Annotated in this window: 14 protein-coding genes; 5 read left to right on the forward strand and 9 right to left on the reverse strand. The window is 43.7% G+C overall.

Annotated elements, in window-relative coordinates:
- Positions 1-88 precede the first annotated feature (88 nt).
- Complete coding sequence (gene purB / locus B0682_RS03230) at positions 89-1498, forward strand: adenylosuccinate lyase (RefSeq protein ID WP_078306640.1); 1410 nt, start codon at positions 89-91, stop codon at positions 1496-1498.
- Between the two features lie 43 nt (positions 1499-1541).
- Positions 1542-2315: a peroxide stress protein YaaA gene (gene yaaA, locus B0682_RS03235; RefSeq protein ID WP_078306641.1), complete on the forward strand. Its 774-nt coding sequence runs from the start codon at positions 1542-1544 to the stop codon at positions 2313-2315.
- Between the two features lie 131 nt (positions 2316-2446).
- Here the strand turns inward: yaaA and groL are convergent, their stop codons facing one another.
- From groL to B0682_RS09475, 3 genes are all read right to left on the reverse strand, one after another.
- Positions 2447-4093, reverse strand: coding sequence for a chaperonin GroEL (groL, locus tag B0682_RS03240; RefSeq protein WP_078306642.1), 1647 nt, complete (start codon positions 4091-4093; stop codon positions 2447-2449).
- A 65-nt stretch (positions 4094-4158) separates the two neighbouring features.
- Positions 4159-4449, reverse strand: a complete 291-nt coding sequence (gene groES / locus B0682_RS03245; protein WP_078306643.1) for a co-chaperone GroES — start codon at positions 4447-4449, stop codon at positions 4159-4161.
- Between the two features lie 102 nt (positions 4450-4551).
- Positions 4552-4701 (reverse strand): hypothetical protein, encoded by a 150-nt coding sequence (locus B0682_RS09475; protein WP_158077849.1) that lies wholly within the window; start codon positions 4699-4701, stop codon positions 4552-4554.
- 150 nt (positions 4702-4851) lie between these two features.
- Here B0682_RS09475 and B0682_RS03250 point away from each other — a divergent pair, with 150 nt between their 5' ends.
- Positions 4852-5664 (forward strand): DUF3108 domain-containing protein, encoded by an 813-nt coding sequence (locus tag B0682_RS03250; protein WP_240494833.1) that lies wholly within the window; start codon positions 4852-4854, stop codon positions 5662-5664.
- Between the two features lie 149 nt (positions 5665-5813).
- On the opposite strand, the gene B0682_RS03255 is transcribed toward B0682_RS03250, so the two are convergent.
- From B0682_RS03255 to wrbA, 3 genes are all read right to left on the reverse strand, one after another.
- Positions 5814-6041 carry a hypothetical protein gene (locus B0682_RS03255; RefSeq protein ID WP_078306644.1) on the reverse strand — a complete coding sequence of 76 codons (228 nt, stop codon included), beginning with the start codon at positions 6039-6041 and terminating at the stop codon, positions 5814-5816.
- Positions 6028-6327, reverse strand: a complete 300-nt coding sequence (locus B0682_RS03260) for a BrnT family toxin (protein WP_078306645.1) — start codon at positions 6325-6327, stop codon at positions 6028-6030. Before B0682_RS03260 ends, B0682_RS03255 begins: the two co-directional genes overlap by 14 nt.
- Positions 6328-6443: 116 nt before the next feature.
- Positions 6444-7082, reverse strand: coding sequence for an NAD(P)H:quinone oxidoreductase (wrbA, locus tag B0682_RS03265; RefSeq protein ID WP_420845500.1), 639 nt, complete (start codon positions 7080-7082; stop codon positions 6444-6446).
- Between the two features lie 267 nt (positions 7083-7349).
- Here wrbA and B0682_RS03270 point away from each other — a divergent pair, with 267 nt between their 5' ends.
- The gene (locus B0682_RS03270) at positions 7350-9098 is read left to right on the forward strand and encodes a YihY family inner membrane protein (protein ID WP_078306646.1); all 1749 of its coding nucleotides are present in this window, start codon (positions 7350-7352) and stop codon (positions 9096-9098) included.
- Here B0682_RS03270 and B0682_RS03275 read toward each other — a convergent pair.
- The 3 genes from B0682_RS03275 to B0682_RS03285 are packed head-to-tail and all read right to left on the reverse strand — an operon-like array spanning position 9090 to position 12532.
- Entirely contained in the window at positions 9090-10250 is a 1161-nt protein-coding gene (locus B0682_RS03275) for a dihydroorotase (protein WP_078307016.1), read from the reverse strand. The genes B0682_RS03270 and B0682_RS03275 overlap by 9 nt on opposite strands.
- 51 nt (positions 10251-10301) lie before the next feature.
- A complete protein-coding gene (locus B0682_RS03280) occupies positions 10302-11423 on the reverse strand; it encodes an SEL1-like repeat protein (protein WP_078306647.1) in 1122 nt (373 codons plus the stop codon).
- 32 nt (positions 11424-11455) lie between these two features.
- The gene (locus B0682_RS03285; protein ID WP_078306648.1) at positions 11456-12532 is read right to left on the reverse strand and encodes an aspartate carbamoyltransferase catalytic subunit; all 1077 of its coding nucleotides are present in this window, start codon (positions 12530-12532) and stop codon (positions 11456-11458) included.
- Between the two features lie 306 nt (positions 12533-12838).
- Between B0682_RS03285 and B0682_RS03290 the strand changes: the two genes are divergently transcribed.
- The gene (locus B0682_RS03290; protein ID WP_078307018.1) at positions 12839-13888 is read left to right on the forward strand and encodes a class 1 fructose-bisphosphatase; all 1050 of its coding nucleotides are present in this window, start codon (positions 12839-12841) and stop codon (positions 13886-13888) included.
- Positions 13889-13954: the final 66 nt, after the last annotated feature.

Here is a 13954-nt window from a genome sequence, read left to right on the forward strand (position 1 = left end):
TTAGCGACCAAATTGGTTATAATGCGTCTAATTATTCGCCATGATGATTTGGTGATTTATTTTAGTTATTTTTTTATTAGGAATTTTCATGCCGTTATCCACCCTTACCGCCCTTTCCCCACTTGATGGTCGCTATGCTTCTAAATGCGATGCTTTGCGTCCGTATCTGTCAGAATTTGGACTTATCCACGCTCGGGTTACCGTTGAAATTCGTTGGTTGCAAGCCCTTGCCAATCACCCACAGATGATAGAAATTCAGCCATTTTCTGCCAAAACCAACCAACGCCTTGATGAAATTGTGCAAAATTTTAGCGAACAAAACGCCCTGCGTATCAAAGAGATTGAACGCACCACCAACCACGATGTCAAGGCGGTGGAGTACTTCTTAAAAGAGCAAATCGCTGATATTGACGAGCTTAAAAACGGGGGCGAGTTTATCCATTTTGCCTGCACCAGCGAAGACATCAACAACTTATCACATGCCTTAATGCTAAAGGCAAGTCGTGATGTGCTGGCAAGCAGCATGCAACAACTCATTGACGCCATCGCCACGCTTGCCCAAACGCACGCCAACCAACCTATGCTTTCACGCACACACGGTCAAACCGCCAGCCCCACCACATTGGGCAAAGAAATGGCAAATGTTGCCTATCGCCTACACCGCCAATTAACCCAATTTAATCATGTGGAATTATTAGGAAAAATAAACGGTGCGGTTGGTAATTATAACGCCCATTTATCCGCTTATCCCAACATTGACTGGGCAGACCATGCCCAAAAATTCGTTACCAGTCTTGGTTTGACATTCAATCCATACACCACCCAAATTGAACCACATGATTATATGGCGGAGTTATTTGATGCCCTGCGTCGATTTAACACGATTTTAATCGATTTTAACCGTGATGTGTGGGGCTATATTTCGCTTGGTTACTTTAAACAAAAACTTAAAGATGGCGAGGTTGGCTCATCAACCATGCCCCACAAGGTCAATCCGATTGATTTTGAAAACTCTGAAGGCAACCTTGGTCTGGCAAATGCAGTCTTGGCTCATTTGGGCGAAAAATTGCCCATTTCACGCTGGCAACGAGATTTAACCGATTCAACCGTCCTTCGCAACATGGGCGTGGGTTTTGCCCAAAGTTTGATTGCCTTTGATGCCTGCTTAAAAGGCATTGGCAAGTTGGAGATAAACGCCAATCGTCTTAATGAAGATTTGCACAATGCGCAAGAAGTGCTTGCTGAACCCATTCAAACCGTCATGCGTCGCTATAACATAGAAAAACCGTATGAAAAATTAAAAGCCCTAACCCGTGGACAAGCCATGACCCGTGAGATGATGCTGGATTTTATTCATGGTGATGAGCTAAATGCCGTGCCAGCAAGTGAGAAAAAACGCTTGGCAGACTTGACCCCCGCCACCTATATTGGCAATGCCAATGAGCAGGCAATCGCCATTCACACATGGTTAAGCCAACAACAATCAAACAAATCATAAATAAAAATTTGAATTCCTACCTTTAAAAAAGCAAGGAAAATCCATGTACTTTTTATTATCGCCTGCCAAAAGCTTAAATGAAACTGATGACATTCCCATCAATGTGGGCAATCATTACAGCCAACCTGCATTGATAAACGCATCGCAAACGCTGATGAAGCAGTTAAAACAGTTTGAGCCCATCGAACTGATGGAGCTGATGGGCATCTCTGATAATCTGGCACAACTCAACGCCAAGCGAAACCAAGACTGGCAAACACCTTTTAGTGCAGATAATGCCAAACCCGCCATTTATTTGTTTGATGGTGATGTCTATACAGGGCTAGATGCTTATGGACTAGATAAACAAGCGGTGATGTATCTTAATGAGCATGTGGGAATTTTATCAGGTTTGTATGGGTTGTTAAAACCTTTGGATTTGATATTGCCTTATCGCCTAGAAATGGGAACAAGGCTGAAAAACACCAAAGGCAATAATCTGTATGAATTTTGGGGCAGTCAAATCAGCGAATTGATGAATCAGCGTCTGTCTGACGACAATACCGTCATTAATTTGGCATCGAACGAATACATTAAAGCCGTCGATAAAAAGACACTCAATGCCAACATCATCACCCCAAGGTTTGAAGACCATAAAAATGGTCAATATAAAGTCATCAGTTTTTATGCCAAAAAAGCTCGTGGTATGATGGTAAGATACGCCGCTGACAACCAACTTAGCAATCCTGACGAGTTAAAGGGTTTTGATTGGGACGGCTATTATTATGTTAAAGATGCGTCAGATGATAAAACTTGGGTGTTTAGAAGAAATGAATGATGTTTATTTATTAACCATTCATTAATCATTCACCAATCATTCACCAATAAAAAAAGCCCTTTTAATAAAAAGGGCTTTTTTTGAAGCAAAGGGTTTGATAAAAAAGGGTTAGATAAAGATGGGGCGACGATTTACATCATACCGCCCATGCCACCCATACCGCCCATGCCACCAGCACCCATGCCTGCCATGGGGTCATCTTTGGCAGGCAAATCGGTAATCATCGCTTCCGTGGTTAACATCAAGCCTGCAACCGAAGCAGCATTTTCTAGGGCTGAACGAGTTACCTTAGCAGGGTCAAGAATACCCATTTCAATCATGTCGCCATATTCACCAGTGGCGGCATTATAGCCGTAATTACCAGAGCCATTTTTAACTTCATTGACCACAACAGACGCTTCATCACCTGAGTTAGAGACGATTTGACGCAGTGGGGCTTCCATGGCACGGCGAAGAATGTTGATGCCTGCGTTTTGATCATCATTGTCGCCTGTCAGCTTGTCAAGAGCAGACAATGCACGCACCAAAGCAACGCCACCACCAGCAACCACGCCTTCTTCTACTGCCGCACGAGTGGCATGTAGGGCATCGTCCACACGGTCTTTTTTCTCTTTCATCTCAGTTTCGGTTGCAGCACCGACTTTGATGACAGCCACACCACCTGATAGCTTGGCGATGCGTTCTTGTAGTTTTTCTTTATCATAGTCAGAAGTAGACTCTTCAACTTGACGGCGGATGGATTCCACACGAGCATCGATGTCAGCTTTATTGCCAGCACCATCAACAATAACGGTATTTTCTTTACCCACGGTGATTTTTTTGGCAGTGCCTAACTGCTCAACATTGGCGGTCTCTAGACTTAAGCCCACTTCTTCAGAGATGACCGTACCACCTGTTAGAATGGCGATGTCTTGCAACATGGCTTTACGGCGATCACCAAATCCGGGGGCTTTAACCGCACACGTTTTTAATCCGCCACGCATGTTATTCACCACTAAGGTTGCCAGTGCTTCGTTTTCGACATCTTCAGCAATGATGAGCAATGGCTTGCTGGTTTGCATGACTTGCTCAAGTAATGGCACGATTTCACGAATGTTACTGATTTTTTTGTCAACCAATAGGATATATGGGTTGTCAAATTCAGCGGTTAGGCTGTCTTGTTTGTTGGCAAAATAAGGGCTGATATAACCACGGTCAAATTGCATGCCCTCAACCACTTCTAGCGTGTCCTCAAAGCTTGAACCTTCTTCAACGGTGATGACACCCTGCTTGCCCACTTGCTCCATGGCTTTACTGATAAGTTCACCAACTTTGGCATCTGAATTGGCAGAAATGGCACCCACTTGCTCAATGGCTTTAAAGTCATCGGCAGGGGTTGAGATGTTGTGGATTTCTTCCACAACTTTGCGTACGGCTTTATCAATGCCACGTTTTAAATCCATTGGATTCATACCAGCAGCAACCGATTTCATGCCTTCTTGCAAAATGGCTTGAGCCAATACAGTGGCGGTGGTGGTGCCATCACCTGCCACATCATTGGTTTTGCTGGCAACTTCACGCACCAGTTGAGCACCCATATTCTCAAATTTATCTTCAAGTTCGATTTCTTTGGCAACTGATACGCCATCTTTGGTGATGGTTGGGGCACCAAAAGATTTATCAATCACCACGTTGCGACCTTTAGGACCTAAAGTCACTTTAACAGCGTCTGCCAATACGTTGACACCATCAATCATTTTTTTGCGGGCATTACTGCCAAATTTCACATCTTTAGCCATGAGATTATTCTCCATTTATTGAATTTATTAAGTTTATTGTTTAGATTACTGGTTAGATTACCAATTTAGCTCTCAAGCACACCCAATACGTCAGCTTCTTTCATGATAAGCAATTCTTCACCGTCCACCTTGACGGTTTGACCAGCGTATTGACCAAACAGCACTTTGTCCCCTGTCTTGACATCTAAGGGGCGGACATCACCGTTATCACGAATTTGACCATTACCCACGGCAAGCACTTCACCTTGCTGGGGCTTTTCTTGCGCTGAACCTGGCAAAAGAATACCGCCTGCGGTTTTTTGTTCTTCTTCCACACGGCGAACCACGATGCGGTCATGTAAAGGACGAATGTTCATCTTTTTACTCCAATTTAACGTTAACATTATTAGGTTTTTGTACCCAATCACACCAACATTGATGGCATGCTTTCATCTTTCATTGCCCTACCACATTGTCTATCACAGCGATTCATCTATAAGATGGTCTGTAGACTGTTTGTGGGTGTGTTTGGGGTTGTAGCAAGAATGGGGATTATGTGGTTTGTATTCAAGGTTGATTGATGATTTTTTATCAATTTTTCCATCATTCATTGCTTTTTCAGCTTTCATTTTCAGCTTTCATTGCCATTGTGTGGTTATCCCATGTGTGGTTGCCCCAACAAAAATAATAAAATTACCCTTGAAATTGTAACAAAATATGACCATTATGATGCCAAATTGGCAATGATGAAGATGACACTGATGAATTAGGAGCAAATCATGCCCCACAGCACACGCCCACTTTTTTGTCCGCTTTTTTATCAAAAGCGAGTTTTTTATCAAAACACTGTTTTAGCACAATTAACACAGTCAGCTCAACATATTCAACACACCATGCACCTGCCCAAGCACCTGCGTGCTTTATTTATTTGTGTCTTATCGATGGGAGCTTTTACCATGAACAGCCAAGCCCGTACCATTGAGCCTGTTACCGCCACTTATGCGTTTTTGGTCAAAGATAAAGTCAGTGGCAAGGGCAGTGCCACTCGCACCTTAAGCCACGATGGGAATGACTGGACGTATCAGGTGACTGGAACTGCCATGCTGGGTTCTGCCACTGCCAAGCAAACCAGCTCTTTTAAAATCATAGATGACAAAGTAAAGCCCCAGTCTGCCAGCACCGCTTATAAGATTTTGGGCGTGGGCAATCTGCATAAAGTCAGCTTTGCCAATGACAAGGTGGTCAGTTCTTATAAAGGCAAAAGCATCACGTTAAACACAACACAACCTGCATTTGATGAGCTTAGTTTGGAAGTGCAAATCCGCCAAGAACTGCTTAACGGCAAGTTTACGGGCAAATATGATTTGGTCAAAAAAGATAAAATCGAAACCACTCAATTTAAACAGTCTGGCAGGGCTAAAATCACCGTACCTGCTGGCAGTTATGACACCGTACGCATTGACAGGGTACACGATGACAAAGACCGCCAAACCACTTTTTGGCTTGCCCCAAGTCTGAATTATCTGCCTGTCAAAGTCATACAAAACAATGACAGCACACAGATGCAAATGGCGTTATCAGCGGTCAAATAAGCGTTTTTACTGTCAATTTTGTCTATGACGCATGCTGACTAAGACAAAAAAGGTAAAGAGTTTTACAGGCCGTATTTGATTGAACTTGGCTTTAAAATATAAGTGCTTGTTGATGACTTAGGTAAAATCCACCTAAGTGGTGGATTTTTTTAGGTGAATAATGCTCTTAGTATCGTGTTTGCTCTTTGTCTGTCGTGTTCGTTGTCGTGTTTTTTGATGGCTTCAATAACATCATAATCAAAAAATTTGCTTAAATCATGAGCTTGTTTTCTTGCTCTGGCTTCTAAAATTTTTGGATTTTGTATGGGCTTTGCTCCGCTAAAATCAAAATCTTTGTAGCGTTCATACTCGATATCTGTATATTTAGTGTCTTGCATGGGCGTACTCCCTTTCTTGATGTTTGGTTGGGAAAAAGGCGGTGATGATGCGATAAGTTTCATCTCGCTGCGTCCAAACCACTACCAATAATCTTGCTTGATTACTCATGCCAATTATCAATGTTCTTTGTTCAGAATAAGCACCAAAATCTTCTTTTTCAAGCGAATTACTATCAAAAAATACGCTTGCTACCTCGTCTAAAGTAATGCCACGCTTTTTATGAACAAGTTCAAATTTGTCATCATGCCACTCAAAAATCAACCCAAATAAACTAAGCACTGGCATTTTTACAATCCAAAATAAAGGTTAACTTTAAATTCATGATAGCAAACTAAAGATATTTATCACATAGAAAAATCAAACTAATCATGATTCATATGTCAATGGCCATTCACCATTTATCATTTTTGGGCAACAGCTTTAGGCAACAACAGCTTTTGGGCAACCTGAGCCAATCGCTTACCTTGAGCCACTGCCAAGATTTTTTCATCTTGTGTCATCACATTATTATGCGTTGCCCCACTGACATGACTTGCCCCATAAGGCGTGCCTCCTTGATTGGTGCGGTTTAGCTCTGCATTGGCATACGGCAAACCCAACAGCAACATGCCATGATGCAAAAGTGGCAACATCATGGTTAATAAAGTACTTTCTTGCCCACCGTGCATACTGCCTGTGCTGGTAAACACACACGCTGGCTTACCTTGCAAATCTCCAGCCATCCATAACGTTACGGTATTGTCCCAAAAATATTTCATCGCAGCGGTCATGTTGCCAAAGTGAGTTGCACTGCCCAATGCCAAACCTGAACAGTGCTTTAAATCATCAAAAGTGCAATACAAATCACCGTCATCAGGAATGGCAGGCTTGCTGGCTTGCGTGTCAGCAGAAACGGTTGGTACGGTGCGAATTTTCACCATCATACCCGTTTCTTGCACCCCTTGGGCAATCTGATAAGCAAGCTGCTTGGTTGTGCCATAGGTAGAGTGATATAAGACCAAAATATAAGGGGCAGATGTGGTAGATGTGGTTGTCATCATATGGTGTCCGTTTTGTCTATGGGTTGTTTATCTGGGTTTTTTTATCTGAGTGGTTTGTCAAAGGTGATGGGTCAGATTAAGTTTATCATCAATCGCATCAAGCCATCGTATGGCAAACACAATGTGGCAATCAGTGTGGCAAAATGCGTTTACTTATTGCTAATTGACTGATTTTACATTACATTGTCAATAATTTTTGCCTTACTGTTCAACTTTGTTTTATTTAAAGCTGATTATTGTTACCATTGTAATTGATGAGACTTATAAATGACAAATTTACTTAAGAAATTGCCTTTTTATGACAGTCGCTGGTTTGAGTTTTTGTTCTTTTTGGTCAAAAATTTTATTGAAGACAAATGCCAACAAAAAGCAGCTTCTTTGACCTACACCACTTTGTTATCAATCGTTCCCATTTTGACGGTTATGCTGGTGATGCTCTCGTCCATTCCTGCCTTATCGGAAGTGCGTGAGCAAATTTATAACATGGTTTATAGTAACTTGATGCCATCATCAAGCTTTCAGGTCAGTCAATACATCAACAGCTTTGCTGAAAAATCGTCCAATCTGACCGCCATCGGTGTGTTGATTCTGTTTGTTACCACCATCATGACGTTGACCACCATCGAGACTGCTTTTAACGAAATTTGGCGAGTAGAAGACCGAAGTGGTGGGCTTAAAAGTGTCATTCGTTATTGGACAATCATCACCTTAGGTCCTTTGGTATTGGGAACAGCATTCATTGTCTCAAGCACAGTGCAAAGTCTGAGTTTTTTGAATCAGCAGTTTATGGGTTATGGCATTGATTGGTCATTTTGGGTGCAGTTGGTGTCTTTTTTAATCACCATTGCAGGTTTTGTGGGTATGTATTGGTTTATTCCTAAAGCCAATGTCCCTATCAAACATGCTGCGATTGCAGGCGGGATTGTTGCCATTTTGTTTGAAGGGTTAAAGCAGGTTTTTGGCACAGCAATGACCAATTTTACCAGTTATGAGGCGGTTTATGGGGCATTTGCAGCATTGCCTGTATTTTTGTTATGGATACATTTGTCATGGAATATAATTTTGTTGGGGGTAGAAATCAGTTACATTTTAACCGTGTTTGATAGCGATGAAGTGAACCCTCGTCACCCATTTTTTAGTTTATTAGACATGTTAAATTTGGTGTTTAAGAATCATCAAGTTGGTAAAAGCACACCAGAAAAACAACTGCGTAACATTCTTGGACGGAAAGAGTTACCCAAATGGTATCAATACATCAATTTACTCAAAGACAATGATTTAATTGCCAACACAGATAAGGGCGATTACCTGCTAAAAAAAGACTTAAGCCAAATCAGCCTATGGCAATTATATCAAAGTCTGCCTTACGCCTTACCCATCAAAGGCGAGATTGCCAAGATGCAACCCTTTGACCATGATTCTTGGTTGGGTCTTATCGCCAATCGCTTACAACATGGCCAGCAATTGGTTAAAGAGCAGATGAACATCAGTCTGTTGAGCTTATTTGAAAACAGTCAGATGCGTGAATCGGCACAAGACAACCTCATTGATGACGCTGATGACGTTGATGATATTAATAATAACCTTGATAAGAATGACAAGAATACCGATAAGATTGATGAATCAAGAGTAAGGCACAGCTTCGCCCATCAATCAGCCCACCATTCAACCCATCAGGCACATACCCACCCTGCCAATGACCATTCAACCCATCAAAAAACAAACCATCATGCCCATGCCATTGATGTTAAAAATGGTGATGTTCAAAATGGCGATGTTCAAAATAGCCATATCAGAAATGGTTATTCTGATACTTTTGAAGCCAACCCTGAAAACATTCGAGCAAATATTGATGCGTCCAATGCAAAAACCACCATGATGGGGCAACTCATTGAGCGTATGAAAGCTGGCGTTAAATCCATCAGCAAGCGTAAATCCGCTGATTCTGCTGATAAAAACACCGCCATCATCACCGAAAGTGATAAGCCATCAGCAGATGAACAAAGGTCAGAATAACACTTGCTCTACTTTACCCATCAGCGTCTGTCCGATAAAGGGGGTGTTTTTACCCGCTGATTGCATGGTGTCTTCTGTCACTTGCCAAGACAAATTGGGATTAACCAACACCGCTCCGCCTTTGTCTTGATAAAAGTCGCCAATCTGGGCAATGCGAGCAGGATTTAGGCAGATTTTTTCTACCAACTGTTCGCCAGTCAATACCCCTTCATGAACCAATCGCACCGCCAGTGCCATAAAGGTGTCAAAGTTACTGATGCCTGGTTGGCATTGGGCAAAGGGGGCTTGTTTGGCGGTCTTTGATAAAGGCTCATGATGACTACAAATGGCATCAATCGTGCCATCGGTCAATCCTTGTCTGAGTGCTTGTTGGTCAGTATTGCTACGCAAAGGAGGCAACACATAAGCCAGTGAGTTAAAGCCTTGTAGGTCATCATCGGTCAGGTGCAACTGGTGCATGGCAACATCACAGGTAATGGGCAGGCCCTTTTGTTTGGCATGACGGATTAGCTCTACCGAGGTGCGACAAGTGATTTGGCTAAAATGTGCATGAATGCCTGTCTCCTCGGTCATCAAAATTTGCTTAGACAGTGCAATGGTCTCAGCCAGCCACGGAATGCCTTGCAATCCATGAAAAGAAGCAATGTAGCCATCGTGAGCCACGCCCCCTGCCGATAAACTGGGTTCATCAGGGTAGAAAAAGACTTTGATGTCAAAGGTCGCTGCATATTCTAAACAGCGTAACAATACCAAATCACTCTCAAAACCTGCCGCTGTATTGCTCACGCCGATAGCACCGCCTTGTTTTAGTCCTGCCAGATTGGCAGGTTGTTTGCCCTCTAAGCCTGCACTCAATGCCCCCAAAACATGCAAGTAAATGCCACCGTCTGTCCATGCTTTTTGTTTGAGACCCTTTAACAAAGAGCCGTTTTCTAGCACAGGGCTGGTATCAGGTGGCATGACCACATGCAAAAAGCCATTTTGGCGTGCCGCTCGCCCCTCGCTTGCCAGTGTGCCGTGCGACTGATGCCCCGGTTCTCGCAATCTGGCACACAGATCAACAAGGGGCGGTAATAGCCATTTGCCATCTGTGCTTATGCCTTTGAGTTGGGCGGTGTCAAATTGCCAGTTGGGGGGAAGTAGATTTTTCATCGCATTCTCTTGATTTGCTTGATTTGGGGTCATACGGGGCATCATCAGCACCTAGTAGCCTTGTTCATTTAGTATTCGGTAGTGATCACAGCCTGACTGATATCCATTATCACAGGCTTGACCAAAGTAGCGTTTGGCGGTGCTTTTATTTTGGCGTACGCCTTTACCATTGTAATACATCGCGCCCAGATTATATTGAGCCTCTACAAACCCTTGATGGGCGGCGTTGGTGTACCATTCCACTGCCCTTTGATCATCTTGGCGCACGCCCAGGCCTTTTTCATACATCCACCCCAGATCATTTTGAGCCTCTGCAAACCCTTGATGGGCGGCGTTGGTGTACCATTCCACTGCCCTTTGATAATCTTGGCGCACTCCTTGACCATTGTAATACATCAAGCCCAGATTATATTGGGCTGCTGCATCACCTTGATGGGCAGCTTTGGTGTACCATTCATGTGCCTTTTGATAATCTTGGCGTACGCCTTGACCTTTGTCATACATCACACCCAGATTAGATTGGGCTTTTGCATTGCCTTGACCTGCGGCTTTGGTGTACCATTCAAACGCTTTATGATAATCTTGGCTCACGCCATGGCCATTCTCATATATCCACCCCAGATTATTTTGAGCATCTGCATACCCTTGATTGGCAGCTTTGGTGAACCATTCCACCGCTTTGTGATAATCTTGGCGTTCGCCTTCACCGCTGTAATACATCAGCCCCAGATTATATTGGGCTGCTGCATACCCTTGACCTGCGGCTTTGGTGTACCATTCCACCGCCTTTTGATCATCTTGGTGTACGCCTTTACCGAATTCATACATCACGCCCAGATTAAATTGAGCAACTGCATACCCTTGCTGGGCGGCTTTGGTGTACCATTCCACCGCCTTTTGATCATCTTGGTGTACGCCTTTACCTAGGGCATATATCCAGCCCAGATTATATTGAGCAACTGCATCGCCTTGATTGGCAGCTTTGGTGATCCATTCAAATGCTTTGGCATGGTTACCTTGCTGATAATACTCATGAGCCAAATCAGATTGAGCAGCTGCATCGCCATTTTGGGCTTGGCGTGTCAAAGTTGCCATATCCGCCGCCGATACCGATACCGATACCGATACCGACAACAACACACCTATGGCTAGTGCTGTGAATTTTGTTAACATGACTTTATCCTTATAAAAAATAAAAATCCATCTTAGTTGTAAGCTTTAAAATCACCTGCTTGTCGTTGTCCTGCCATCGCCAATGCCAATACCGCCATACGCACCGCAATGCCGTTATTGACTTGTTTTAAAATCACCGATTGCCCACCGTCTGCCACGCTTGATGCGATTTCAATGCCACGGTTCATAGGGCCTGGGTGCATGACCAACGCATTGGGCTTGGCAAGTTTTAACCGTTGTTCGGTGATGCCGTAGTGTTTAAAATATTCACCAGACGATGCCAACAAGGGTGAGCCGATGCGTTCATTTTGAATGCGTAAGCCAATAATCACATCAGCATCCGCCACACCTTTATCAATGTCATCAAATACTAAGACGCCATGGCGTTCAATGCCTTTTGGCAACAAAGTCTTGGGGGCGATGACACGAATATCACGCACCCCCAAAGTCGTCAAAGCCGAAATGTCCGAACGGGCCACACGGCTGTGCTTGATGTCGCCAACAATCGCCACAGAAAGTTCATCAAAGGGCTTATCTGCTTCACGGTAAATGGTGAGCATGTCAAGCATCGCCTGCGTTGGGTGGGCGTGCCAGCCGTCGCCTGCGTTGATGATGGCAACATTGGGGGTAACCTCGGTCGCCATAAAATGAGCCGCCCCACTGGCAGAATGACGCACCACAAACACATCTGCTGACATGGCTTGTAAATTCCAAAGGGTATCACGCAGACTTTCACCTTTTTTGGTGCTGGATTTTGCAATGTCTAGGTTGATGACATTTGCCCCTAAGCGTTTTTGGGCGACTTCAAAGGTGGTGCGTGTGCGGGTGGAATTTTCAAAAAACAAATTCATCACCGTACAACCTTCTAATTCATTGCTGGTCATCAAACCACCATGGACATCAAAAAACCCCATGGCTTTTTCAATGATGTTCTCAAGCTGTTGGCGGTTTAGCCCTTCTACCCCCAAAAAATGGCGAAGTTGCCCATCATCGGTCAACTGTGGACGGCTTAATGACGCATTTAGACGGGCATCAATATCGGTTAAAATCTGTTGTGATGATTGAAAAGGCAAAGGCTGAGAGGTGGCGTTAGTAGAAGCGATGTTCATAAAAATTGCCTTTTGGTTAAGATGGCATTGTCAGACATGCCATGCGATGGGCTGCAATGGACTGAGATGGACAGCAATGAAAAAAGCGTCTTATTTGCGTTTTACGTTTGCTCATTTTGCTGAATTTTGTCCATATTTTAGCGTAAATTTTTTAAAGGCTAAAGGCAATTTATGCTAACATTGGGGTTATTTTGCACTCCTTAACCACATACAATCAAACATCATCGCCATTACTTGCATCACAGTTTACGTATCACGTTTCATAAAAAAGCAGTTAAAAAAACCGTTAAAGGAACAATCATGGTCATGCTCACACACCCAAACACCACCCACCTTAAGCAATATCTGTCTGAGCCAAACACAGTCTCACCCACAGTCAATGAAGCATATCGAGATGCCACCATCGACACCATCAATAGCATCGCTCAAGTGGCAAAACAAATCAATGCGTTATTACGCCAAGGGGCATTGGCAGACATCTTAGGAGACGCAGGCAATAAAAACGTACAAGATGAAGAGCAAAAAAAACTGGACGTGATTGCCAACGAATTGTTGTTGTCTGCCTTAACTGGCAATCGTTACTGTGCAGGCGTGGCATCAGAAGAGCTTGATGACATCACCCCAACCAATCCAGAAGGCAGTGTGTTGGTGTTGTTCGACCCACTAGATGGCTCAAGCAACATTGACATCAACATGACGGTGGGAACGATTTTTTCAATTTTGCCGTATCATCACCAAGGCAAGCAAGCAACCGACACCGATTTTTTGCAAAAAGGCACACAACAGTTGGCAGCAGGGTATGTGATTTATGGCACATCAACCATGCTTGCCTTCACAACAGGCAATGGCGTGGCAATGTTTAGCCTAGACCCCACCACTGACCAATTTGTGTTGATTAAAAATAAAATCACCATCTCACCCAATACCAACGAATACGCCATCAATGCGTCAAATTACCGTTATTGGTTGGCACCAATGCAACGTTATGTAGATGAGCTTGTCGATGGTAAAAATGGCGTGCGTGGCAAAGATTTTAACATGCGTTGGGTGGCGGCGATGGTCGGCGATGTGCATCGGATTTTATGCCGTGGCGGGGTATTTAGCTACCCATTTGATACCAAAAACCCCAACAAGGCTGGTAAGTTACGTTTGATGTATGAGGCCAATCCGATGAGCTTTTTGATTGAACAAGCAGGCGGTGCAAGTACCGATGCCATCAGGCGAATTTTAGACATCATACCGACCGACATTCATCAACGTGTGCCAGTGGTGCTGGGCGCCAAAAATGAAGTGGCGCATATCAAAAAGTTGCACGAAGCGACGAATGCACGAAGCGATGAATGGACGAATGATTGAGGTTTAAGTCCTTAAGGCAGTGGTCATCACCCAACACAATACAACCACCCAGTACAACCACCTTAC

Origin of the sequence: Lwoffella lincolnii, from assembly GCF_002014765.1 — a bacterium.
Taxonomy (GTDB): domain Bacteria; phylum Pseudomonadota; class Gammaproteobacteria; order Pseudomonadales; family Moraxellaceae; genus Psychrobacter; species Psychrobacter lincolnii.

Bases quoted from the DNA above. Each gene is read 5' to 3' on its own strand.
- yaaA (WP_078306641.1), top strand. From the start codon at position 1,542: ATGTACTTTTTATTATCGCCTGCCAAAAGCTTAAATGAAACTGATGAC.
- B0682_RS03260 (WP_078306645.1), bottom strand. From the start codon at position 6,327: ATGCCAGTGCTTAGTTTATTTGGGTTGATTTTTGAGTGGCATGATGAC.
- groL (WP_078306642.1), bottom strand. From the start codon at position 4,093: ATGGCTAAAGATGTGAAATTTGGCAGTAATGCCCGCAAAAAAATGATT.
- purB (WP_078306640.1), top strand. From the start codon at position 89: ATGCCGTTATCCACCCTTACCGCCCTTTCCCCACTTGATGGTCGCTAT.
- B0682_RS03250 (WP_240494833.1), top strand. From the start codon at position 4,852: ATGCCCCACAGCACACGCCCACTTTTTTGTCCGCTTTTTTATCAAAAG.
- B0682_RS03285 (WP_078306648.1), bottom strand. From the start codon at position 12,532: ATGAACATCGCTTCTACTAACGCCACCTCTCAGCCTTTGCCTTTTCAA.
- B0682_RS09475 (WP_158077849.1), bottom strand. From the start codon at position 4,701: ATGAAAGCTGAAAAAGCAATGAATGATGGAAAAATTGATAAAAAATCA.
- groES (WP_078306643.1), bottom strand. From the start codon at position 4,449: ATGAACATTCGTCCTTTACATGACCGCATCGTGGTTCGCCGTGTGGAA.
- B0682_RS03290 (WP_078307018.1), top strand. From the start codon at position 12,839: ATGCTCACACACCCAAACACCACCCACCTTAAGCAATATCTGTCTGAG.
- B0682_RS03280 (WP_078306647.1), bottom strand. From the start codon at position 11,423: ATGTTAACAAAATTCACAGCACTAGCCATAGGTGTGTTGTTGTCGGTA.
- B0682_RS03270 (WP_078306646.1), top strand. From the start codon at position 7,350: ATGACAAATTTACTTAAGAAATTGCCTTTTTATGACAGTCGCTGGTTT.
- B0682_RS03255 (WP_078306644.1), bottom strand. From the start codon at position 6,041: ATGCAAGACACTAAATATACAGATATCGAGTATGAACGCTACAAAGAT.
- B0682_RS03275 (WP_078307016.1), bottom strand. From the start codon at position 10,250: ATGAAAAATCTACTTCCCCCCAACTGGCAATTTGACACCGCCCAACTC.
- wrbA (WP_420845500.1), bottom strand. From the start codon at position 7,082: ATGATGACAACCACATCTACCACATCTGCCCCTTATATTTTGGTCTTA.